Origin of the sequence: Algoriphagus resistens (assembly GCF_001442615.1) — a bacterium.
GTDB classification, from domain to species: domain Bacteria; phylum Bacteroidota; class Bacteroidia; order Cytophagales; family Cyclobacteriaceae; genus Algoriphagus; species Algoriphagus resistens.
In genome coordinates, this window is the sequence record NZ_LMXN01000016.1 from 46987 (window position 1) to 70264 (window position 23278).

Below are 23278 nucleotides of genomic sequence, written 5' to 3' on the forward strand. Positions count from 1 at the left end.
CTTTCCGCGGCCGTGAACTATGTGCTGTCAGTAGTGACACCTTTAATCCTTCAATCCAAAATCCTAATTTGTAACTCAAAATGATTATCCAACTCCAACCCGATATTTCCGATAGCCAAAAAGACAAATTGATCCAGGAGGTTAACGGAGTAGGCTATAAAACCACCGAAGTAAAAACCCAACTGGGAGACTATCTGATCGGAATCGGTAAAAAGGACTTTGACATCCGAAAAATCGGCCAAATGGACGGTATCATAGATATCCATATTGTCTCAGATGAGTATAAACTGGTGTCCAAAAAGTGGAAGGCCAAGCCTACTTCCGTGGATTTGGGAGATAACGTATTTATTAAAGACGGTGAAATGGCAGTGATCACTGGGCCATGCTCAATAGAATCCGAAGAGCAAATCCGTGCCGTAGTGGCGCATTGCGTAGAAAATGACATCAAGATGATGCGAGGAGGTGTATTCAAACCTAGAAGCAGTCCGTATGCCTTTAGAGGTTTGGGATTAGAGGGATTGAAACTTTGGCACGAAATCGCCAGCGAAGCAGGGATTAAGATCGTTACAGAAGTAATGCAGACTTCGCAGATCGAAGAAATGTATCCTTACGTGGATATTTACCAGGTGGGAGCCAGAAATTCCCAGAATTTCAATCTCTTGGATGAGCTTGGCAAAGTAGATAAAGCGGTGATGATCAAGCGGGGAATTTCGGGGACTATTGAAGAGCTTTTGCAATCTGCAGAATATGTGTTCTCAGGAGGGAATGAGAAACTCATACTCTGTGAAAGGGGGATCCGTACTTACGAAAGAGCTTCCCGAAATACGCTGGACTTGAATGCAATCCCGATTTTGAAAGCAAAATCCCACTTGCCGGTAATCGTGGATCCTTCGCATGGTATCGGCATCAGGGCTTATGTACCACAGATGGCTTTGGCAGGCGTGATGTCCGGAGCAGATGGGATTATTTACGAATCCCATGAAGTTCCAGAGAAAGCTTATTCCGACGGACAGCAGACACTTGATTTTGCGCAAAGTGCAAGACTTGCAAGCTGGATCAGGGAGAGTTTTGCGATGCGAAAAGGATTTGATCTGTTGTAGTCACTTCTATGTTATGTTGCTTCTACGGAAGCAACATTCAGTATATAGCAAGAGGTAAAGGTATAGTTCCAACTTTAACGGAAGGAGGGCATCGGGAAGCCTTATGGGAAAGTTTTTTTGCTGGATGAAATCGAGCATGACGAAAACGTCACACACTGGGATGATTATAATGCATGCGAGATTCCATATGGCTCTTAAAAGACAAATTATAATCATATGAAATACCCATGACGGGAGGACGACACACAGGGGGATGATTATTTACCCTTAGAAACTCGCTCGACTACCGTCCTAAATGAACTAAGAAATCTAACTTATAAACATATGAAATGGACCTGTGAAGGATTTGTTCTCTCTTTAGTGATAAGCCCAATCCAAATTTTCCCAAGAAATTCCTCCTTTATCAATATTTCCTTACCTTTGCAGTCCGTTCGGGTGAATGGGGTGTGTTTTGCTTGCTTAATGCGCTGATTTACAACTAAAAACAATGGCTTCCTGACCCGAGGGCTATTGCTAATCAGGGTTTTTACTATTATGTCTAACAAAGAAGATTTTAACTGGGATAATTTCGAGACCAAAGGTTTTGGAGAAGGATATTCCAAAGAACAGCGTGAGCAAATGGCTGCTATGTACGAAGGTACATTAGGCGAGATCACTGAGAAAGAAGTAATCAAAGGCACTGTGGTAGGTGTGAATGACAAGGACGTAATCATCAACATCGGCTTCAAATCTGATGGATTGGTCCCTCTTTCTGAATTCAGAGATCTTGAGTCTATCAAGCCAGGTGATACTGTAGAGGTATTCATCGAAGAGCAGGAAAACGCACTTGGACAGCTGATTCTTTCCCGTAAAAAAGCTAAGATCGTACGTGCATGGCAGGACATCGAAGATGCCCTTGAAAATGACAACGTGATCGAAGGTTTGGTGAAAAGAAGAACTAAGGGTGGTTTGATCGTAGATATCTACGGTGTAGAAGCATTCTTGCCGGGTTCTCAGATCGATGTGAAGCCTATCAGAGATTTTGATATCTATGTAGGTAAGAAAATGGAAGTGAAAGTGGTGAAAATCAACCACGCAAATGATAACGTTGTGGTATCTCACAAAGTGTTGATCGAGAAAGATCTTGAAAAGCAAAAAGCTGAGATTCTAAATAACCTTGAGAAAGGCCAAGTATTGGAAGGTGTGATCAAAAACATGACCAACTTCGGTGTATTCATCGATCTAGGTGGTGTAGATGGTCTTCTTCACATTACAGATATCTCTTGGGGACGTATCAATCATCCGGAAGAAGTATTGCAACTTGATCAGAAAGTTCAGATTGTGGTTCTTGACTTTGATGATGATAAGAAGAGAATTTCTTTGGGTATGAAGCAGCTTACTGCCCATCCTTGGGATTCTTTGGCGTCTAGCCTTGAAATCGGATCTAGAGTTAAAGGTAAGATCGTAAACGTAGCTGACTACGGTGCGTTCCTTGAACTTGCTCCAGGTGTTGAAGGTTTGATTCACGTATCTGAAATGAGTTGGTCTCAGCATTTGAGAAACCCTGCTGACTTCGTAAAAGTAGGTGACGAAATCGAAGCTGTAGTGTTGACTCTTGACAAAGACGACAGAAAAATGTCTCTTGGCATCAAGCAACTGACTGAGGATCCTTGGACTAAGAACGACATGGGTACTAAGTACGCTGTAGGTTCTAAGCACAAAGGTGTGGTAAGAAACTTGACTAACTTCGGCCTATTCCTTGAGTTGGAAGAAGGTATCGATGGTCTAGTTCACGTATCTGACCTTTCTTGGACTAAGAAAATCAAGCACCCATCTGAATTCGTGAAAGTTGGAGATGAGCTAGAAGTAGCAGTTCTTGAACTTGACGTGGACAATAGAAGACTTGCACTTGGTCATAAGCAACTGGAAGAAAATCCTTGGGATACTTTCGAATCTGTATTCCCAATCGGATCAGTTCATAAGTGTACTGTTGTTTCTAAAAATGACAAAGGAGCAGTTCTTGAATTGCCTTACGGTCTAGAAGGATTTGCTACAGTGAAAAATCTGGAGAAAGAAGACGGATCTCAAGTAGAGGTTGGTGAAGCTTTGGATTTCAAAGTGACTGAATTCTCTAAAGATGATAAGAGAATCGTTCTTTCTCACACAGCAATGTTCAGAGAAGAAGCGAAGCCAGCTAAGAAAGAAGTGAAGAAGAAATCTGAATCGGGTTCTACTTCCACTACTTCTGCTCCAGCTGAGAAGTCAACTCTTGGTGACTTGGACGCTTTGACTCAATTGAAAGAGCAAATGGAAGGAAAGAAGTAAGAAGCTAGATTCTAGAACTTAGAATCAAGACTTACTAAATATTAGGAAACGCCGGCTGAGAAGCCGGCGTTTTTTTTGAGTGATTTTAGCCGTATAGATCGCAAAGGTCACGTAAAGGGTGCAGCCGCTAATTGTTGCCCTGCTTCTCCAGATGCTGCTTATGTCAATGCAGTCTTCAGACTGCTCATCTATGCTGTTAATCGAAGTCTGAAGACTTGAGCCAAAGGGGGAGTCAAGAAAAATGGGTACCTGCCATACTAATGGATTTTGTAGCATTTCTATTTCAGCTTCCGTCTTGGCTAAACTACTTTTGTCAATATTTTCTGGCGTATGAAAAATGCACTTTTATTTTGCTTTACCCTGCTAGCAGGTTTTTCAGTCATGGGCCAATCATTTTTGGAAGTACGCGGATACGTTGGGGTTTCTGGAGCTATGGCCAATTGGAACGAGGATCTCGATGGTGCTAGCTCTGTGGAAATGAAAAACTTTAAAGAGGTTGGAGTCTCGCTTTCGAAAGGATTGGGAAAGAAATTTTCAATAGCTGGCTCGGTAAATTACTCCTTTGCAGAGGTGAATTACAATCCTAATTTTTCTCCCTGCATCAATTGCTTCTATGGCTATTCACATAATCCCGATTTTCAGATGCTATCTATTCCGGTTTATGCTGAATATGGCTTCGGGCAGTTTTTTTATGCAGTGGCGGGGCCTGTAATTAATTTTCAGCTTTCCGAAGGGAATAATTTCACCGATCAAAGCGGAATTGGCTATTTGGCTGGTCTTGGAGCAAAGTGGAATACTGAAAAACTCGCATTCTCCATTTTTCCTAATTACAAAAGGCATAGTGTTGTTCCGTTTGAAAAAGCAGGGAACCACAAACAGGTCCTGCAGGAGTTGGGCATTCAGCTCGGTGTAGGATACCAATTCTAAAATATCCTGAACGTATCTTTTATTTATTAAAAAACGTACAGGTCTTATCTAAATTGGCTTATGAAGAATTTTACATTACTCTTTATTTCAATTCTTATTTTTTCATCTTGTGAGAAATTCGATGATCCTATACCGGATGGGAGCTTGCTAGAAACTCCTACGCTTATTGCGAATCTGGTCGGTTCGGACAAAGTATCGCTCATCTGGGGTTCGGATAGTACTTGTGCTGGTGAATGTCCTTCTTTCGTGCCTGCTACGTACTATGAGATTTGGACAAGGTCCCTTACTTCTTCCACCAATTATAAATTGGGAGAAACCCCTGCTGGGGAGACGTCTTTTCTTGTGGAGGGATTGGAGCCTGGCGTTAAGCAGGAGTTTTTTGTAATTGCTAAACGGGCGAATTTCAGCAATAAAACCAACCGAGTGATGGTCGTGCCTAATGAACTTCCAGCTTCGGAAACAATTTTTGAAAAAGAGGGATTTGATTACATCTTGTATCCGAAGATTTCTCCTAGTGGTGAGCAAATAGCATATTCTATTGCGCAAGCTGGATCAAATATTATTACACACAATTTATTCCTCTATGATCTTCGAAGTAAGGCTGAGAAATTGATTCACGAGAATGGCGAATATCCTTCTTGGTCAGCGAGTAGTGAGAAGCTGGTGGTCGTGAGTAACAGTCAAAATGCATCTGCAATCAAGGAAATTGAGATTGCTTCAGGTTCGTTAGAAGAAGTCGTCAGCGATTCCTTCCAGAATTATTTTCCAGTCTATGCTAATGCCGACACTACACTAATCTATTTTCTAGACAGTTTGGAAGAAGGTGATCAAAGCATCAATTCCTTCAGCCTGTCAAAAGAGGCAACAAATCCCAAGGCTTCCCTCAGGGATATTAATGCTATCGAGGACGGGCAATTACCACTCTTGGGAATGGATTATTCTTCTGAGGAAAATAATGTAGCTTATAGTGTGACTTTTCCGAAGGAGACAGCAATTGGCTTTTCTTATGACGTCGTAGGCTTCGCTTTGGCCAGCCCTTCTGCTTTGCAAAACTTGGTTGTTTCTGACTGGAATGACAGCAATCCCTCTTTTTCTCTTACCGATCCAAATCTCTTGGCTTTTATTTCTGATCGCTCCGGCCTAGCCCAAGTTTGGATCAAGAATGTAAGTACTCAGCAATTGATACAGGTGACCGATTTTCAGGAAAATGAGTGGATCAATAAAGCAATAGTGGGTTTGAGCTGGAGTGGTGAGAAATTGTTCTTTAACTCATTAGATGTTGAAGGAGTCACCAGGGTAATGAGCATTAATGTTTCTTCATTATTGAGAAATTAAATTTTGTAGTGAATAGGGAATCATTTTCTTCGTTTTGCCAAATTAAGAGCTAGTAAATACGAGATACCCTTGGATTAGAATTATCGTAATGTTTTCTTTCGCTTCATGTGCTCAAGAGGATAATTTATCTTTTGATCTAACGTCTGAAAGCTTGGTGGTGAAAGGGGAATTTATCAATATGAGGTGAGGGACGGGCAGTAACTTCCAGACGGACTATAAGCCTTCAGGCAGGATTATCATCTTTTTCCTGATGGAGAGTTAAGATCTCATGGTCTTTTCAGAGGTAATGATGGCTTATTTCAAGTAGGGAATCTTAAGCTCACAGTTTTGTTCGATGGTGGAAGGGCCTGAACAGATTTATTCCATGTCAGATGAAAACCAAAATCTTATCATTCGTCCAATTGCTTCTTCTCGCTGCCGCGAAGGATGTGCTTATTTTTTCAAGAAGATTGATTAAATGCTATTGGATTAGCTGATTGCTTCCCAATCAATCTTTTCTGGTTTGAGAGGGAGATTCCTGATCCGGCTTCCTGTTGCATCGAAAACTGCATTGGCAATAGCTGCTGCAACTGGTCCCATCGCAGCTTCACCAGCTCCCATTGGTTTGGTTTCTGGCCTATTGATGATGTGAACTTCTACTTCAGGCACATCAATCATCCGGAAAATAGGGTAGGTGGACCAGTCCACACTCGTAATTCCGTTTTGGTCATAATTGACTTCCTCCATCATCGTCCAGCTAGCCGATTGGATCATTCCTCCTTCAGTCTGATTTTTGAGTCCATCTGGATTTATTGTCAATCCTGAATCGATCACCCCAGTGAGCTTTTTGAGTTTGTAGTTTTTTGCCCCAATATCTATTTCTACTTCTGCCAACACAGCAAAATAAGAGGTGGCATTCTTGTATCTCGCATAGGCAATTCCGAATCCGTTATTACCTGAATTTGACCTGGATTTCCAGTTGGTTTTCGTAGCCAGTTTTTCCAAAACAGCTTTGGCCCTTGGGTCTTCTAAGTTTTTGAGCCTAAAATCAAGAGGGTCATTACCTGATATATGGATTAGCTCATCCAAAAAAGATTCCATAGCAAACGTATTGGCATAGGCACCCAAGCCTCTGAGAGAAGAAGTCCGGAGTGGGCCATCATAATTGAAAAGATGAAGTTGTTTGGCGGCGAAACTATATTCCGGAATCCCATTTCGATGCGATCCGCCTGAAAACCCTCCTTTTCTAAATTCAACTGGTGGATCCAAATGCCTTGCGGAGATAAAACTCCCCGCTTTTCCATTTGGGCGGGTGCTATGTGAATCTGACCAGACGATGCTATCCCAAGCAAGCGGTTTTCCTTCCGGGTCTAAACCCGCAGAAAGCCGAAATGCCATGGCTGTTCCGTATGGTTCCCATTTGTTTTCATCTTCCCTCATCCATTGTAGCCGAACGTGCTTGCCCTTCATTTCTTTGGCAATAAGAGCAGCTTCACCTGACACATCATCAGCTCCGTTGTGCCCATAGCAACCTGCCCCTGGTGAGCCGATGCAGCGGATTTTTTCCTTATCCAGAGAAAAAAGATCTGCCAATGTGTCCCTTACCGGATAAACACCTTGTGTGGCTGTCCACACAGTCAGGAGATTTTCCTCCCAAAGTGCTACTGCACATGACGGTCCCATTGAAGCATGCATGTGATAGGGTTTGAAGTATTCTGCACGGTGATTTATAGATGCATTTGAAATGGTTTCTTCGATACCTTCAGAAATCTTCACTTTCTCAGGGGCTCCGGGTGTGTTTGTGATTGATTCAAAAAGTGTCTCTTGAAGAATGTCATGAGGGATCTTATCCCAAACCGCCAATGATTTTAACAAGTTACGGGCTTTCACAGCTTGATATTCCCGCTCTGCCACCACAGCCAGAAAGCTCCCATTTTTGATTACTTTCAATACCCCTGGCATAGCTTCGAGCTCACTGAGATCAATTGATTTCAGTTTGTCATTATAAGAAGGTGGATGAAGGATTCGTGCATGTACCATTCCTGGCATTTTCAGATCGTGGACAAAGTGGGATTCGCCAATCACCATTTTCCGTATATCCTCCCGCTCTAAAGGCTGGCCTACATATTTGTATCCCTTAGGAGATTTTAATGGGGCTTCCCCACTGATCTGCGCTTCGATGAATTTCCCTTCTAAAAGCTTCCAATAGCTTATTTCCTCTCCCGAGGGAGATTTGATGACTCCATTTTTGATCATCAGGTTGTCGGTGGCGACATTCCATTTTTGGCCGGCCATTTTGAGCAAATGAAGCCTTGCTTCCGCAGCTGCCAGTCGGATAGCACTTCCACTTCCTTCTACAGAATTACTTCCTGCAGTAAATCCTTCATTGGGCGTTTGTCCCGTGTCGGAATTTACAATGTGACAGCGTCCGGGTTCAATGTCCAACTCTTCTGCTGCGATCTGGATCAGGGCGATTTTAATTCCTTGACCTAGTTCCTGCTTTCCTGAAAGTACAGTTAAGTAGCCATCTGCATCGAGACGGATCCAGGAATCAACCAGTTTATTGTCTATGGTTGGGCGAACTGGTATTCCTGGGTAGGGAGAAATGTTAGTTTGCCCAGCTTTCGTTTGGCAAAAGCTGAGTGGTAAAATATTAAACCCTATCATCAAATGCCCCGTGGTTTTCAGAAAAGACCGACGGCTAGTTTGGTCTAATTGCAGATCTTTCATGGTTAGGCATTTAATTTTTCAGAGGCCAACTTCACGGCTTTTATAAATCTGGAGTGAGTTCCACACCGGCAGATTACTTGATTTAGCCCCTCACGGATATCATCGTCGGTAGGTCTGGGGTTTGTTTTCAATAATGCTACCGCCGAAATGAGCATGCCGTTTAGGCAATAGCCGCACTGAGCGGCTTGGGTATCAATGAATGCTTGCTGCACTGGATGAAGTTTTCCGTTTTTCGCCAATCCCTCAAGTGTTGTGATTTGGGTATTTTCAAAACTGCCGCATGGCCTAAGGCAAGTTGGCTCTGCCAGTGAATCCACAAGGACCATGCATGCACCACATTGTTGAACACCACAGCCGAATTTGGCTCCTTTCAGATCAAACTCATCCCTTAAAATATAGAGTAACGGTTCTTCAGGATCTGCGGAAATAGTCTTTAAGTGTCCATTTATATTCAATTTGATTTCTTGGGGCATGGCAGTCAATTGTTTAGGTTTTAAACTAGGGAATGTCTGCCTGAAAAGCAATTCCCATGATGGAAATCAGGCTGAGTATGCCCCCTATTCTCATTTTAAAAAAGTGAATAAAACAAAAAAGCATTCGCCTCGGCGAATGCTTTCAATTGAGGTCGAGAGCGGATTCGAACCGCTGTAGAAGGTTTTGCAGACCTCTGCCTAGCCACTCGGCCACTCGACCAATTCAGAATTGGAATGCAAATGTAGTTAATATCTCAAACCAAGCAAAAAAGGACTTGATTATTTTAAAATTTTGACAGCATTCTTTCTCGCAAAGCAATTTGTTTTCAATAATCAGGAGGTATAATCGACAGGATTTCAATAGTCTTAAAAAAAGGTTGCAAAATACCTTCTATTTATAAAGATTCTAAATTGAAATCAATCCTTATTATCTCCATTAATAAGCTGATATACAATATACTATGATTTCCAATTCAGTGCTTGCTTGCATTATGCCACCCATCAACTCCTGTTTGAAAAATTGGCTTCGGGTAGTACCTTTGCAGGGGTTATAATAAACCGCATAAACTATTTAATTAGCTATAATATGTTATCCAAACGCTCGTTAGTAGGGGTTCGATTGAATTTCCACACACTGGCAGTGCTGTTTTTCATCCTGATCGGGACGCAGGCCTTCGCTGTCGCTCAGGAGGTTGCTAATAGCGACGAAGCAGTTGCAGCAGGTAAGGCTGTATTCAATGCAAATTGTAAAACATGCCACAAGTTAGATCAGAAGATGATTGGTCCAGCTTTGAGAGGAGCTACCGATAGACAACCTGCTGATATTGTTAAGAGTTTTATTAAAAACTCTCAGGCAGTTATTGCATCCGGAAATTCGTATTACTCCAGCCTCTTTAAGGAGTACAATAACACGGTGATGGTCTCTCATGAGTTCTTGACCGATGAAGATTTGAACAATCTACTTGCTTATATAGAGAATGGCGACAAGGTGGATCCGGCCGCTGCCGCAGCTGCTTCGGGAGCAGAGGGTGGTGAAGCTTCAGCAGGAGGAGGGATTCCGAACGAATACCTTACTGTTATTCTAGGGGTTTTAGTAGTAGTTCTTTTACTGATTTTAGTGGTACTGGGATTGATCATCTCTGTATTGACCAAGTATCTTACTAAGCAAGATCTTGATGAAGACGACAAAGAATTTGTCAATCAAAAGACCAATTTGGGTAAGGTATTCAAAAGTGACATGTTTGTAGTTATTGTGACTGCATTAGTTATTGCCTTGGTCGCCAAGACGGCTTTGGATGGACTTTATTCGGTTGGTGTGCAGCAGGGATATGCACCAACTCAGCCAATCGCCTATTCTCACGCGCTTCACGCCGGTACTTTAGAGATCGAATGCCAGTATTGCCATACAGGTGTAGAGATCGGAAGATCAGCAAATATTCCTTCAGCTAACATTTGTATGAACTGTCATACGCACGTGCAGAATGTACAAGGCAAAGAAGGTGTCTCTCCAGAAATTCAGAAAATCTACAATGCAGTAGATAACAATCAGCCAATTGAGTGGGTTAGAGTTCACAACCTTCCTGATCTGGCCTATTTCAATCACTCTCAGCATGTTGTCGTAGGTGATATTGAATGCCAGACCTGTCATGGACCTATCCAGGAGATGGAAGTAGTAGGTCAGCATAGTGCACTTACTATGGGGTGGTGTATCGACTGTCACAGACAGACCGAAATCACTACTGAAGGCAATGCCTATTATGATAAGTTGGTTCAGATCCACTCTGACTCTAAAGATGCTTTGAAAGTGAAAGACATCGGCGGGTTGGAATGTGCTAAGTGCCACTATTAATTCATTATTCTTTTCGCAAATTCATTCTTATATAATAAAATGAAGGAAAATAAAAAAACGTACTGGAAAGGGCTTGAGCAGCTCAATAACGATCCAGAGTTTGTAAAGAACGCTGACAGGGAATTCCCTGAGCTTCCTTCTACACTCAACGAAGAGGGTAGTGCTTCCAGAAGAGATTTTCTGAAAGTAATGGGATTCAGTTTAGCAGCGGCCTCATTGGCAGCATGCGAAGCTCCTGTAAGAAAGATGATCCCTTATGTGAATAAACCGGTTGATATCAACCCGTCTATTCCTAATTATTACGCATCAAGTTATTTTTCTGGAGGAGAATATGCTTCAGTAGTGGTGAAGACCCGCGAGGGCCGTCCTATCAAGGTGGATGGAAATACGCTCTCCCCGGTTACAAAAGGTGGTACCAGCGCCATTGTTGAGGCTTCAGTCCTTTCCTTATATGATAAGGCAAGATTGACAGGCCCTTATGTGGCTGGCCAAAAATCTGACTGGGCTACTTTGGATGCCGAAGTTGCTTCAAAGTTGAAATCAGCTGGGGCTATCAAACTTGTGACCAACACTATCCTTTCTCCTTCTACAGAAAAGGCTATCCAGGCACTTTCTGACTCATTGGGAGGAATAGAGGTAGTGACTTACGATACTTCTTCCGCTTACGGTATTACCAGAGCGAACGAGGTTTATTACGGTAGCGCAGTTTTACCAACCTATAAGTTCGATGTGGCGCAGACGATTGTCAGCTTTGGTGCTGATTTCTTGGGTACCTGGATCGCACCTATTGAATTCTCCAAGCAATATGCATCTGGAAGAAGGGTCTCTAAGGAAAAGGCTGAAATGTCCCGTCATTATCAGTTCGAATCCAATTTGTCATTGACAGGAGCCAATGCAGATTACCGCACTCCAATTAAACCTTCTCAAAGCGGATTGGCTGTTTTGGGATTATATAATTTATTGGCCAAGAAAGCCGGTGCCACTGCGGTATCCGCACCTGCAGTAGAGGTAGCAAATCTTGCGAAAGCTGCAGAGGATCTTTGGGCTAAAAGAGGTAAATCACTTGTAGTATCAGGATCAAATGATCCTAATGTACAGATCATCATCAATGCCATCAATGAACTGCTTGGCAGCAACGGTTCTACAATTGATCTGGTAAAAGCCAGCAACTATAAAAAAGGTGATGACCGTGCGATGAACCAGTTCATCGCTGATCTTGCAGGTGGCAAAGTAGGAGGGGTAATATTCTACAACTGTAACCCTGTATATGATCACGCTCAAGGTGAAGCTTTGGGACAGAATATTGCCAAAGCGAAAGTATCTGTTTCGACCAATTTGACATTGGACGAAACGGCTTCATTGGTACAATATGTAGCCCCGGATCACCACTACCTTGAGTCATGGAATGATTTCAATCCTCAAGTAGGAGAGTATAGCTTATCTCAACCTGCTATTTCCCCACTTTTTGAGACAAGACAGGCTCAGGATTCTTTCTTGAAATGGTCTGGTTCTACATCAAACTATTATGATTTCCTTCAGACTAACTGGCAACCACTTTTTGCCGGACAATCTGAATCAGGAAACTTCCAAGAATTCTGGGACAAAGCACTTTACAATGGTTTCTATTCCACCTCGGCTACCACGGAAGGGACAACAGTCACGGGTAGTGGGGACATTAGTTCAGCCGCTGCTGCTGTGACCAAAACGGCCTCTGCAGCAGGAGAAGGTGCTGAACTGGTTATTTACCAAAAGATTGGATTGGGAGATGGTACATATGCCAATAACCCTTGGCTTCAGGAAATGTCTGACCCTATCTCCAAGGCTACATGGGATAATTACCTGACAGTTTCCCAAAAATGGGCTTCTGAAAATGGGGTAACGATGAATGAGGGAGAAACTTCCAAGGCATCAATTACTGTAAACGGAAAGTCTTTGCTTGTACCTATACTAATCCAACCAGGTCAGGCTGAAGGAACCTTCGGTTTGGCAGTGGGATATGGTAGAACCAAAGCAGGTCGTGTCGGAAATGGAATAGGAGTAAATGCCTACAGCTTTCTAGACATCACCAAAGGATTTGTAAATACTGATATTACCGGAGTAGAGGTTGCTGCTACAGGAGATTCATATAGAATTGCCCGTACCCAAACCCATCAGACTTTCATGGGACGTGAAAACGTAATCCAGGAAGCAACTCTTGCAGAATACCAAGCAGATGCGTCTGCTGGTCGTTACCATCCAGAGATATATAAAGACGGAGAATTTGTGAAGCCGTCCAAGATATCTCTTTGGTCGGGGCACCAGTATTCCAATCATCACTGGGGGCTTGCCATTGATATGAATTCCTGTATCGGTTGTGGTGCTTGTACAGTTGCTTGTCAAGTTGAGAATAATGTTGCCGTTGTCGGTAAGCAGGAAGTATTGAACAGAAGGGAAATGGCTTGGATCAGAATTGATCGCTATTATTCTTCTGATGCGCCAGCAGATGACCTAAGCGGAATGGAGGTAGCTGCCCAGAATCCTGAGGTGACCTTCCAGCCTATGATGTGCCAGCAGTGTAACAATGCTCCTTGTGAGACTGTTTGTCCAGTCGCTGCGACCACCCACTCTACTGAGGGGCTAAATCAAATGACATATAACAGATGTATAGGTACAAGATATTGTGCCAATAACTGTCCATATAAAGTACGTCGATTCAATTGGTTTAAATACCACGACAATAAAGACTTTGCTGGGGTCAATGTCGCTCAGAATGATGATTTGGGTAAGATGGTACTGAATCCAGATGTAACCGTGCGTGCACGTGGAGTAATGGAAAAATGCTCTATGTGTGTACAGAGAATCCAAGCTGGTAAGCTGGAAGCTAAGCGCGAAAAGCGTAAAGTGAAGGATGGGGATATCAACGTGGCTTGTGCAGTTGCATGTTCTACTGATGCATTGGTTTTTGGAGATCTGAACGATGCGAACAGCAGAGTTTCCAAGATGTTGAAGATTAAGGAAAACACTACTTCAGCTACTAAAGAAGTGAATGAGGAAAGAGCGTACCACGTACTGGAGGAGATCAATGTGAGTCCAAATATTTGGTACTTCACAAAAATCAGAAATAAAGACAAAAACGAAGCGTAATCAAAATTTATTAAACTATGCAGGTTACTTCATCCGTACGCGAGCCGTTAGTTACCGGGGGTAAATCCTACCATGACGTGACACATGATGTGTCGCGTCATGTAGAAGCAAAACCAAATATCAGATGGTTTCTTGCTTTCCTTACTTCTGCCGGTGTTTTGGCTTTAGGATCTATCGCTGTTATTGCTACTGTCTGGGAAGGCATCGGCATGTGGGGACTTAACAAAACCGTAGGCTGGGCTTGGGATATCACTAATTTCGTTTGGTGGGTAGGTATTGGTCACGCTGGTACACTTATTTCAGCAGTATTATTACTATTCAGGCAGAAGTGGAGAACGTCCATTAACCGAGCTGCTGAAGCCATGACAATTTTCGCAGTTATTTGTGCAGCGATGTTTCCAGTACTTCACATGGGACGTCCCTGGCTAGGTGCTTATTGGGCACTTCCACTTCCAAACGTCTTTGGATCACTTTGGGTAAACTTTAACTCCCCACTCCTTTGGGATGTGTTTGCGATTTCAACTTACTTTTCTGTATCACTTGTATTCTGGTACATAGGTCTGATACCGGATTTCGCTACTATTAGAGATAGGGCCACAGGATTAAGAAAGATTATTTATGGAGCCCTCTCATTTGGTTGGGATGGCGCTGCAAAATCCTGGAGCAGATACGAATCAGTTTCCTTGATCCTAGCAGGTTTGGCTACTCCTCTGGTACTTTCTGTACACACGATTGTATCCTTTGACTTTGCAACTTCAGTAATACCGGGATGGCATACCACGATTTTCCCGCCTTATTTTGTGGCAGGTGCGATTTTCTCGGGTTTTGCCATGGTGTTGACATTGATGATTGTTACCCGTAAGGTTTACAAACTCGAAGATTACATTACAATGGGACACATTGAGTTAATGAATATTGTAATTATCATCACAGGGTCTATTGTAGGTATCGCATACATCACCGAATTCTTTATCGCATGGTACTCAGGAGTGGAAGCAGAGCAATATGCCTTCATTAACCGGGCTACCGGACCTTACTGGTGGGCATACTGGTCTATGATGACCTGTAATGTAATTTCTCCTCAGCTTTTCTGGATCAAGAAAATCCGTACTTCCATCGTGGCTACTTTTGTATTATCCATAGTGGTAAACATCGGGATGTGGTTTGAGAGATTTGTAATTATCGTAACCTCTCTGCACAGAGATTACCTCCCTTCTTCTTGGGCGATGTTCTATCCTACTTGGGCGGATGTAGGGGTTTACCTGTTTACCTTTGGTTTGTTCTTCACGCTATTCTTTTTGTTTGCCAAATTCTTCCCGGTAATCAACATGGCTGAAGTGAAATCTGTATTGAAGTCTTCATCTGATAAAGTGAATAAATAATCATGGAAAGAGATACACATTTTGTTACTGGAGTTTATGAAGACGAGGATGTATTGCTTAAAGCGATCACCCAGGTAAGGTCTTCAGGTATTAAAATTCATGAGGTTTATTCACCCTATCCTGTTCACGGGATAGATGATTACCTTGGCTATAAAAGGAGCAGGTTGCCAATAGCTGCTTTCTTATTCGGATTGCTGGGAACTACTTTGGCTTTGACCATGCAGTTTTACATGATGAAGTTTGATTGGCCAATGATCATTGGAGGTAAGGATTATGGCGCTTTCCCTGATTTCATTCCCGTAACTTTTGAATTGACTGTCTTATTGGCATCGTTCGGTATGGTAGGGGTATTTATGGTGAGCACAAATCTGAAACCCTGGGCACAGCCTAGGATCTTCGACCTGAGAATCACTGATGATAAACACGTCCTGGCAATTGATATAGCAAATAATTCGTCGATGGAGTTGGCTAAGATTGAAGAGATATTGAAATCTTCTGGAGCCTCAGAGGTTAATAAAAAAAGTTTTGAATAGTAAATCTGGAAAAATGAAGATTGCTAAAACACTAAGTATTTTAGGGATTGCGGTAGCTGGGATTGCCCTGGCTGGCTGTAGAGCCGGAGGAGAAAATCAAGGCTTGGAATATGCCCCTCAGATGTATCACTCAGTAGCATATGAGCCTTTGACTCAGATCGTAGATTCAGAGACAAAAGGTAACCTTATTTCCACTCGAGAAGATGGGAAAGGAGAATATTTCAACAGTAACATCAATAATCCTCATCACATGAATATGAGAGAGCCTGTTGCCAATACTGTTCCAAGAAATAAGCAAGGCTATTTGCCATACAGATATAAAGCTTTTGAAGTAGAAGAAGCTGGTGCTGCAATGAAAAACCCAATTAAGTTGAATGATGAGGTTTTGGCTGAAGGTAAAAGACTTTTCGGGCTTTATTGTACACCATGCCATGGAACAAGTGGTGAAGGCGACGGTAAAGTAGGTGAAATCATCGGTGGTGTTGCCAACCTCAAAGGGGGAGCATATGTTGGTCTTTCTGAAGGGCATATATACCATGTGATCACTAAAGGTAAAGGACGAATGGGAGCGCACGGTTCTCAGATCACACCGGAGAACAGATGGAAAATTGTTCACTATGTGAAGCAAGAACTCCAAGGCGGTCAGAATGCCGATAATGCAGTAGCAGTGGCAGACGCTGACCAAGATGTTACACAAGTAGAAACTCCAGCTAATTAATTATGGCTCACGACGTACAACACTATAATCTGGATCAAAAATTTGATTTCTCGGCAGCGACCAAAAAGCTCGTATTTACGGTTTTGGGGATTGGTGCAGCATTATTGGTATTAGGTATTATAATGGCAATGTTTGGCGGAGGTCATCACCAGGCAGCTGAAGCTGAAGGGCACGCTTTTCATTGGTATGAGCGTCTTTATGCTAACCTTTGGATCAATAACGTCTATTTTACAGGTATTGCAATCATCGGAGTATTCTTCTTTGCTATACAGTATGCAGCTCAGGCAGGATGGTCCACAGCGATCATTCGTGTGATGCTTTCCCTTGGAAACTGGCTTCCAATCGCTGGCGTATTAATGATTGTTACGTTTTTTGTAGCAAATCATGATTTATTCCACTGGACACATGCTTATTTGTTTGATAAGAATGCTCCTGAATACGATAAGATCATTGATGGAAAAGGAGCTTTCTTTTACTGGCCTATGGCAAAAGGGACATTCCCGGTGTTCTATATTCTTAGAATGGTTTTATTCTTTGGATTCTGGGTGTTCTTTTTCAAGAAATTCCAACAATTTACCTATAATGAAGATGTAATCGGGGGTACAGCCACTTGGTACAAAATCAGAAGCTGGTCAGCATTTTTCTTGATTTTCTTTGCAGTGTCTTCATCCATCTCTGCATGGGACTGGGTAATGTCTATTGATACACACTGGTTCTCTACGTTGTTTGGCTGGTATGTATTTGCATCTTGGTTTGTCGCTGGTCTTTCAACCATTACCTTGATCACTATCTTCCTAAAGAGCCAAGGTCTTCTTGAGATGGTGAATGAAAATCATGTCCATGACTTGGGTAAATTCATCTTTGGTTTTACCATCTTCTGGACTTACCTATGGTTCTCCCAGTTCTTGTTGATTTATTATGCCAACATTCCTGAGGAGACAGTATACTTTATTGAAAGATTGTCAAGCGATATTTATGGTCCGTTCATTTTTGTGAATCTAGCCATGAACTTTGTCCTTCCTTTTCTATTACTGATGACCAGAGATTCAAAAAGACACGGAGTTTTCTTGAAGCTAGTTTGTGCTTTGATCATTGCAGGTCATTGGGTTGATTTCTTCTTAATGGTACAGCCTGGTACATTGGGACATAACGGTGGCGTTGGATTTATGGAGGTAGGAATGTTCCTGGTATATGGAGCTGCATTCACATTCGTAGTTCTTTCAGGACTGGCAAAAGGGAATTTGGTTCCTAAAAACCATCCAATGCTTGAAGAAAGCTATCATCATCACATTTAATAACAGCCGAAATAATTAAGGTATGTACGGATTTCTGATTGGAGTAGGGGTTCTTTTGATATTTTCCATAGTATGGATGGTATATAGAATCCAAACATTGGTCTCTGTGGTAAAAGGATCTGATAAGAAGATCGCTTCAGGGAGTAATAAGGTTAACGCAATTTTATTCATAGTTTTTTTGGTAGGCACAGGCATTTTGATGTTCTGGTACTCTATCAAAGAATTTGATAATTATCAATTACCGGTTGCATCTGAGCACGGCGTGGTGACAGATTCGCTGTTCTGGTGGACAATGGCTATCACAGGAATCGTATTTTTGATTACCCATGTGTTGCTTTTTATCTTCCCTTATAAGTATCGGTACAGTGAGAAACGAAAGGCTTCCTTCTATCCTGACAATAATAAACTTGAGATTATCTGGACTATTGTTCCAGCTTTTGTACTTGCAGGTTTGGTTATTTCAGGATGGGTAGCATGGTCAGATATTACAGCTCCTGCTCCTGAGAATGCCCACACGGTGGAAATCATGGGGTATCAGTTTGCATGGGAAGTGAGGTATCCAGGCAAAGACAATGTGCTAGGGGATTATGATTATCGTCTGATTACAGCGACTAATTCGCACGGCATTGATTTCAATGACAAGAATGCCATTGATGATTTTTCCTCTCCTGTAGTAGTAATACCAAAAGGTGAACCTGTTCTATTTAAAATCAGGGCCAGAGATGTACTTCATTCCGTTTTCGCTCCTCATATGAGATTGAAAATGGATGCAGTTCCGGGAATGCCGACTCGTTTTTGGTTTGTCCCTACCAAGACTACTGCTGAGATGAGAGAAGAAACAGGAAATCCTGAATTTAACTACGAGATTGCCTGTACAGAAATCTGTGGAAATGGACATTTTTCCATGCGGAAAGTTATTGAGGTAGTAGAGCCTGAGGAATACCAGAAATGGTATGCTGAGCAAAAGTCTTTCATCCAGCTGAACCCAGCTCTGGCAGATGGGCTTTCTGCGGAGACGAAAGAGCTTGCAGAAATACAATTAAGCGAAAAGTAATAAACAAAATTATAGATTATGTCTACAGCATCTGTCGCAAATCATGACGCAGCACACGATCATCACGAGCATGAGCACCATGATAATTTTGTAACGAAATATATTTTCTCCCAAGATCATAAAATGATCGCAAAGCAATACCTGGTTACAGGTATGTTTTGGGCCCTTCTTGGGGGCTTCCTTTCTATCCTATTTAGATTGCAACTAGGGTTTCCGGAAATGAACATGTCTTTCCTTCGCCCGATTCTTGGTGGATGGATAGATGAGACTGGACATTTGGATCCTACCTTCTACCTTGCTTTGGTAACGATGCATGGTACCATCATGGTGTTCTTTGTATTGACAGCAGGTTTGAGCGGTACATTCTCCAACTTCCTTATTCCTTTGCAGATCGGGGCGAGAGATATGGCTTCGGGCTTTATGAACATGGTTTCTTACTGGTTGTTTTTCCTTTCCGGTGTGATCATGTTTATCTCATTGTTTCTAAAAACAGGACCTGCTTCAGGTGGTTGGGTGGTTTATCCCCCTCTTTCAGCCTTAGAACAAGCTATTCCAGGATCTGGGCTGGGTATGACTTTATGGTTGGTTGCGATGACTTTCTTTATCGCATCCTCTCTAATGGGTGGTATCAACTACATTACCACAGTAATTAACCTGAGAACTAAAGGGATGTCTTTCTCAAAGCTTCCTTTGACTATCTGGGCTTTCTTCCTGACTGCAGTGATTGGTCTATTGTCATTTCCGGTATTGTTTGCTGCGGCATTGCTACTTGTATTCGATAGAAGTTTTGGTACTTCATTCTATCTTTCTGATATCTATATTGGTGGGGAAGCTCTTCCTAACACGGGTGGTAGCCCTGTACTATACCAGCATTTATTCTGGTTCCTGGGCCACCCGGAAGTCTACATTGTACTGCTTCCTGCTTTGGGTATCACTTCTGAAGTAATCGCCACTAACTCGAGAAAGCCGATCTTCGGGTACAAAGCGATGATTATTTCCCTATTGGGAATTACCGTTCTTTCTTTTGTGGTTTGGGCCCACCATATGTTCGTATCAGGTATGAACCCATTCCTTGGTTCTATCTTTATGTTCCTGACGTTGATCATCGCTGTACCATCTGCAGTAAAAGTATTTAATTACCTGACTACGCTTTGGAGAGGAAACTTGATTTTCACACCGGCGATGTTGTTCTCGATTGGTCTGGTTTCCTTCTTTATCTCAGGTGGGTTGACAGGTATTTTCCTGGGCAACTCTGCCATTGATATCCAACTTCACGATACCTATTTTGTAGTAGCACACTTCCATCTGGTGATGGGATCTGCTTCTTTCTTCGGAATGATTGCAGGGGTTTACCATTGGTTCCCTAAGATGTTTGGAAGAATGATGGATGCTAAATTGGGCTACATTCACTTCTGGATTACATTCGTTGGTGTCTATATGGTGTTCTTCCCTATGCACTACATCGGTATTGCAGGTTTCCCTAGAAGATATTATAGCTGGACAAACTTTGAGTTTGCCAATATGTATACTGATTTGAACATGTTTGTCTCTGCAGCTGCAATAGTCACTTTTGCGGCACAATTCATCTTCTTGTTCAATTTCTTCTATTCTATGTATAAAGGCAGAAAGGCCACTCTGAACCCATGGAGATCTAATACATTGGAATGGACTACTCCAATCGAACCAGGTCATGGAAACTGGCCAGGCGAAATTCCTTCTGTGTACAGATGGCCATATGATTACTCTAAGCCTGGTGCTGAAGAGGATTTCATTCCACAAACAGTCCCTCTCTCTGCTACGCCAGAATCCAATCTTCCTCATGAACAGGAGTTGGTGAAAGTAGAGCTGGAGATCATGAAGGAAGAGGAGGATGTTTTGGTTTCAAATGAAACAGGCCACTAATAAATCAATAAATAGCTTTCGCCGTGTGAGTGTAATCACGGTGATGGCTGTTTACTTACTGATATTAATCGGTGGGATAGTCAGAAGTTCCGGTTCTGGAATGGGATGTCCTGATTGGCCGAAGTGTTTTGGCAATGTGATTCCACCTACATCTGTGGAACAATTGCCGGCAAACTATCAGGAGATTTATCTCAATAAAAGATTAGCCAAGAATGAACGGTTCGTGGCAACACTTGAAAAGTTTGGATTCCCTGAAAAGGCCAAGGAAATTGCTAACGACAAGTCCATATTGATTGAAGAGGAATTCAATGCTGTAAAAACATGGATTGAATATCTTAATCGGTTGGCGGGCGTAGTGATTGGTCTATTAATCATTCTTACCGTTTGGAAGTCTTTTCCTCTTGGTAAGAACGATCGATGGATCCCAGTCTTATCTGTATTCAATCTGCTTTTGGTAATCTTCATTGGTTGGATAGGCTCTATTGTAGTATCCACAAATCTGCTACACTGGATGATCACCTTCCACATGTTGCTGGCTTTGCTGTTGGTCTCTTTGCTGATCTACGTATATCATAGATCGGGTAAGTTAGTTCAAGGCAAGGGAGTGAAAATTGAATTGCCGAAAAGAATAGTATGGGTTTTATTGATCGGGACTATCCTGATGTTAGTTCAAATTGTATTAGGTACGCAAGTTCGTGAGCAAATTGACATCATCTCTTCCTCTTTGGGAGGTATGTTAAGGGACGAGTGGGTAGGCCGGATAGGATTTGATTTCTTGATTCACCGTTCTTTTTCCTTAATTCTGTTGGGAATCCACATACTCTACTTCTTTTGGGCATTTAAATATACCCTTAGAAGATCTCAAGTAAATCTTTGGTCTCAGGTCTTGATGGTTCTGATTATACTGGAAATAGCTACAGGAATGGGAATGGCATACTTTGGTATTCCTGCATTTCTTCAGCCTATCCATCTCTTATTAGGTTCTTTGATAATCGGTGTGCAAGTTATTTTGCTGCTGGAAATCAGAGAAAACATTCAGTTTCGATTAAATACAAATTGATCATGAGGACAGTTGAAGTAACTGACCATAGTAGTAGTTTAGCAGCAAGTAAGATCAAAGCTTACGCTGAGTTGATAAAATTGAGGCTTTCTGCTTTAGTTACCTTCTCTGCAGTATTTGGCTACATACTTGGTGACCGGGGAGTGAGCTTTGGTTGGTCTGGTTTTATAGGACTTGCACTTGGAGGCTTCTTGATCAGTGGTGCCTCATGCGCTGCAAACGAAATTTTGGAGCGTGATTTGGATAAGCTGATGAAGCGTACCCAAAATCGACCGCTTCCACAAAAACTTATTTCTCTTCAAGAAGCCCTTTGGGTTACTTCTATTGTAGCTATTCTTGGGGTTATCTTACTCTGGTACTTTACTAATCCTTTGACCACTTGGCTTGGGATTTTGAGTATGGTGTTGTACGTATTTGTGTATACTCCATTGAAGAGAGTAGGGCCAATCGCCGTATTTGTAGGGGCTATTCCTGGTGCACTTCCTCCGCTTCTTGGCTGGACGGCAGCGACGGGTTCCATCACCCACGAGGCTTTGATTATTTTCGGTATTCAGTTCATTTGGCAATTTCCTCACTTTTGGGCTATTGCTTGGGTGGGCGATGAAGATTACAAAGCAGCAGGTTTCAAATTACTACCAAGCGGTGGGGGTAAAGACCTGAACACCGCTATTCAGATTATGATCTATACGTTGTTTCTGTTACCACTTGGATTATTGCCAAGCTATTTTGGACTTACAGGAATGACATCAGGGATTGTAGCGACAGTGTGTGGCGTGCTTTTTTTGGCCCAGACCTTCTCTCTGATGAAGGATTGCTCCAGAAAATCAGCCCTTCGGATTATGTTTGGATCCTTTTTATACTTGCCGATTGTACAGATTGCTTACTTATTGGATAAACTGCCATAAGAATGGAAAAGGAACTTAAATATGTCGATATAGTAGATCAGCCGATCTCAATGCATCCTAAGAAGTTTGCCTTGTGGCTTTTCTTAGTGACAATTGTGATGATTTTCGCTGCACTTACCAGTGCTTATATTGTGAGACAATCAGAAGGTAACTGGCTGGAATATGAGTTGCCAACTATTTTCTGGTACACTTCTGGAATTGTGGTCCTCAGCAGCGTTTGCCTGCAATATGCTTATTCGTCTGCCAAAAAGGACAATTTGATAGGTGTCAGAACCGGTCTTAGTTTAGCCGTCTTGTTTGGTATTGCTTTTCTAGTGGGGCAATGGTACAGCTGGGTTGCCTTAGTTGATGAAAATGTGTTTTTCGTAGGTAATCCTTCCGGTTCATTTCTCTATGTCTTCACGGGATTACATGCCGTTCACTTAATCAGCGGTGTGATATTTCTGATTATTGTATTAATTTCGACCTATAGATATAAAGTACATTCCAAGTCTTTGGATACACTTGAAATGGCTACTACATTCTGGCATTTTCTGGCCGCTTTGTGGTTATATCTATTTATGTTTTTGCTTTTGAATCATTAAAATAAACCAAGTACAAATCAATATC

At 42.2% G+C, this 23278-nt stretch carries 17 protein-coding genes and 1 tRNA gene; 15 read left to right on the plus strand and 3 right to left on the minus strand.

Translation table 11 applies throughout. The features are described 5' to 3' along the window. Nucleotides 1–80: 80 nt before the first annotated feature. The 4 genes from AS141_RS22125 (at nucleotide 81) to AS141_RS22140 (ending at nucleotide 5666) form a co-directional block, all read left to right on the plus strand. On the plus strand, nucleotides 81–1100 hold the full coding sequence (locus AS141_RS22125; protein ID WP_057939895.1) for a 3-deoxy-7-phosphoheptulonate synthase: 1020 nt from the start codon (nucleotides 81–83) through the stop codon (nucleotides 1098–1100). Nucleotides 1101–1634: 534 nt separating this feature from the next. Then, nucleotides 1635–3404: a 30S ribosomal protein S1 gene (gene rpsA / locus AS141_RS22130; protein ID WP_057939896.1), complete on the plus strand. Its 1770-nt coding sequence runs from the start codon at nucleotides 1635–1637 to the stop codon at nucleotides 3402–3404. 330 nt (nucleotides 3405–3734) lie between these two features. After that, a complete protein-coding gene (locus tag AS141_RS22135; protein ID WP_057939897.1) occupies nucleotides 3735–4331 on the plus strand; it encodes a hypothetical protein in 597 nt (198 codons plus the stop codon). A gap of 60 nt (nucleotides 4332–4391) precedes the next feature. Continuing rightward, nucleotides 4392–5666 (plus strand): TolB family protein, encoded by a 1275-nt coding sequence (locus AS141_RS22140; RefSeq protein ID WP_057939898.1) that lies wholly within the window; start codon nucleotides 4392–4394, stop codon nucleotides 5664–5666. A gap of 468 nt (nucleotides 5667–6134) precedes the next feature. On the opposite strand, the gene AS141_RS22145 is transcribed toward AS141_RS22140, so the two are convergent. The 3 genes from AS141_RS22145 to AS141_RS22155 all read right to left on the minus strand — a co-directional run bounded on the left by AS141_RS22145 (nucleotide 6135) and on the right by AS141_RS22155 (nucleotide 9068). After that, nucleotides 6135–8375: a xanthine dehydrogenase family protein molybdopterin-binding subunit gene (locus AS141_RS22145; RefSeq protein ID WP_057939899.1), complete on the minus strand. Its 2241-nt coding sequence runs from the start codon at nucleotides 8373–8375 to the stop codon at nucleotides 6135–6137. 2 nt (nucleotides 8376–8377) lie between these two features. Next, nucleotides 8378–8848: a (2Fe-2S)-binding protein gene (locus AS141_RS22150; protein ID WP_057939900.1), complete on the minus strand. Its 471-nt coding sequence runs from the start codon at nucleotides 8846–8848 to the stop codon at nucleotides 8378–8380. A gap of 149 nt (nucleotides 8849–8997) precedes the next feature. Next, nucleotides 8998–9068 (minus strand) — tRNA-Cys (locus AS141_RS22155). 366 nt (nucleotides 9069–9434) lie between these two features. On the opposite strand from AS141_RS22155, the gene AS141_RS22160 reads away from it, so the two are divergent. Genes AS141_RS22160 through AS141_RS22210 form a run of 11 tightly spaced genes read left to right on the plus strand, consistent with a single transcriptional unit; the run spans nucleotide 9435 to nucleotide 23253 of the window. Continuing rightward, complete coding sequence (locus tag AS141_RS22160) at nucleotides 9435–10697, plus strand: c-type cytochrome (RefSeq protein ID WP_057939901.1); 1263 nt, start codon at nucleotides 9435–9437, stop codon at nucleotides 10695–10697. 39 nt (nucleotides 10698–10736) lie between these two features. After that, nucleotides 10737–13820 carry a TAT-variant-translocated molybdopterin oxidoreductase gene (locus AS141_RS22165; RefSeq protein ID WP_057939902.1) on the plus strand — a complete coding sequence of 1028 codons (3084 nt, stop codon included), beginning with the start codon at nucleotides 10737–10739 and terminating at the stop codon, nucleotides 13818–13820. 17 nt (nucleotides 13821–13837) lie between these two features. After that, nucleotides 13838–15202 carry an NrfD/PsrC family molybdoenzyme membrane anchor subunit gene (gene nrfD / locus AS141_RS22170; RefSeq protein ID WP_057939903.1) on the plus strand — a complete coding sequence of 455 codons (1365 nt, stop codon included), beginning with the start codon at nucleotides 13838–13840 and terminating at the stop codon, nucleotides 15200–15202. Between the two features lie 2 nt (nucleotides 15203–15204). Further along, nucleotides 15205–15735: a DUF3341 domain-containing protein gene (locus tag AS141_RS22175; protein WP_057939904.1), complete on the plus strand. Its 531-nt coding sequence runs from the start codon at nucleotides 15205–15207 to the stop codon at nucleotides 15733–15735. A gap of 13 nt (nucleotides 15736–15748) precedes the next feature. Then, the gene (locus tag AS141_RS22180; protein WP_082632388.1) at nucleotides 15749–16453 is read left to right on the plus strand and encodes a c-type cytochrome; all 705 of its coding nucleotides are present in this window, start codon (nucleotides 15749–15751) and stop codon (nucleotides 16451–16453) included. A 2-nt stretch (nucleotides 16454–16455) separates the two neighbouring features. Next, entirely contained in the window at nucleotides 16456–17748 is a 1293-nt protein-coding gene (locus tag AS141_RS22185; protein ID WP_057939905.1) for a hypothetical protein, read from the plus strand. A gap of 22 nt (nucleotides 17749–17770) precedes the next feature. Next, nucleotides 17771–18802, plus strand: a complete 1032-nt coding sequence (locus AS141_RS22190; RefSeq protein WP_057939906.1) for a cytochrome c oxidase subunit II — start codon at nucleotides 17771–17773, stop codon at nucleotides 18800–18802. Nucleotides 18803–18820: 18 nt separating this feature from the next. After that, on the plus strand, nucleotides 18821–20704 hold the full coding sequence (locus AS141_RS22195) for a cytochrome c oxidase subunit I (RefSeq protein WP_057939907.1): 1884 nt from the start codon (nucleotides 18821–18823) through the stop codon (nucleotides 20702–20704). Further along, entirely contained in the window at nucleotides 20688–21764 is a 1077-nt protein-coding gene (locus tag AS141_RS22200) for a COX15/CtaA family protein (RefSeq protein ID WP_057939908.1), read from the plus strand. The genes AS141_RS22195 and AS141_RS22200 overlap by 17 nt, the downstream gene beginning before the upstream one ends. Nucleotides 21765–21766: 2 nt before the next feature. Then, entirely contained in the window at nucleotides 21767–22669 is a 903-nt protein-coding gene (gene cyoE / locus AS141_RS22205; RefSeq protein WP_057939909.1) for a heme o synthase, read from the plus strand. A gap of 2 nt (nucleotides 22670–22671) precedes the next feature. Next, on the plus strand, nucleotides 22672–23253 hold the full coding sequence (locus AS141_RS22210) for a cytochrome c oxidase subunit 3 (protein ID WP_057939910.1): 582 nt from the start codon (nucleotides 22672–22674) through the stop codon (nucleotides 23251–23253). Nucleotides 23254–23278: the final 25 nt, after the last annotated feature.

Excerpts from the sequence above, each read along its gene's own strand:
- nrfD (WP_057939903.1), top strand. The coding sequence starts at position 13,838 with ATGCAGGTTACTTCATCCGTACGCGAGCCGTTAGTTACCGGGGGTAAA.
- AS141_RS22185 (WP_057939905.1), top strand. The coding sequence starts at position 16,456 with ATGGCTCACGACGTACAACACTATAATCTGGATCAAAAATTTGATTTC.
- AS141_RS22180 (WP_082632388.1), top strand. The coding sequence starts at position 15,749 with ATGAAGATTGCTAAAACACTAAGTATTTTAGGGATTGCGGTAGCTGGG.
- AS141_RS22140 (WP_057939898.1), top strand. The coding sequence starts at position 4,392 with ATGAAGAATTTTACATTACTCTTTATTTCAATTCTTATTTTTTCATCT.
- AS141_RS22190 (WP_057939906.1), top strand. The coding sequence starts at position 17,771 with ATGTACGGATTTCTGATTGGAGTAGGGGTTCTTTTGATATTTTCCATA.
- AS141_RS22135 (WP_057939897.1), top strand. The coding sequence starts at position 3,735 with ATGAAAAATGCACTTTTATTTTGCTTTACCCTGCTAGCAGGTTTTTCA.
- AS141_RS22125 (WP_057939895.1), top strand. The coding sequence starts at position 81 with ATGATTATCCAACTCCAACCCGATATTTCCGATAGCCAAAAAGACAAA.
- cyoE (WP_057939909.1), top strand. The coding sequence starts at position 21,767 with ATGAGGACAGTTGAAGTAACTGACCATAGTAGTAGTTTAGCAGCAAGT.
- AS141_RS22210 (WP_057939910.1), top strand. The coding sequence starts at position 22,672 with ATGGAAAAGGAACTTAAATATGTCGATATAGTAGATCAGCCGATCTCA.
- AS141_RS22165 (WP_057939902.1), top strand. The coding sequence starts at position 10,737 with ATGAAGGAAAATAAAAAAACGTACTGGAAAGGGCTTGAGCAGCTCAAT.
- AS141_RS22160 (WP_057939901.1), top strand. The coding sequence starts at position 9,435 with ATGTTATCCAAACGCTCGTTAGTAGGGGTTCGATTGAATTTCCACACA.
- AS141_RS22195 (WP_057939907.1), top strand. The coding sequence starts at position 18,821 with ATGTCTACAGCATCTGTCGCAAATCATGACGCAGCACACGATCATCAC.
- AS141_RS22145 (WP_057939899.1), bottom strand. The coding sequence starts at position 8,375 with ATGAAAGATCTGCAATTAGACCAAACTAGCCGTCGGTCTTTTCTGAAA.
- AS141_RS22150 (WP_057939900.1), bottom strand. The coding sequence starts at position 8,848 with ATGCCCCAAGAAATCAAATTGAATATAAATGGACACTTAAAGACTATT.
- AS141_RS22175 (WP_057939904.1), top strand. The coding sequence starts at position 15,205 with ATGGAAAGAGATACACATTTTGTTACTGGAGTTTATGAAGACGAGGAT.
- AS141_RS22200 (WP_057939908.1), top strand. The coding sequence starts at position 20,688 with ATGAAACAGGCCACTAATAAATCAATAAATAGCTTTCGCCGTGTGAGT.
- rpsA (WP_057939896.1), top strand. The coding sequence starts at position 1,635 with ATGTCTAACAAAGAAGATTTTAACTGGGATAATTTCGAGACCAAAGGT.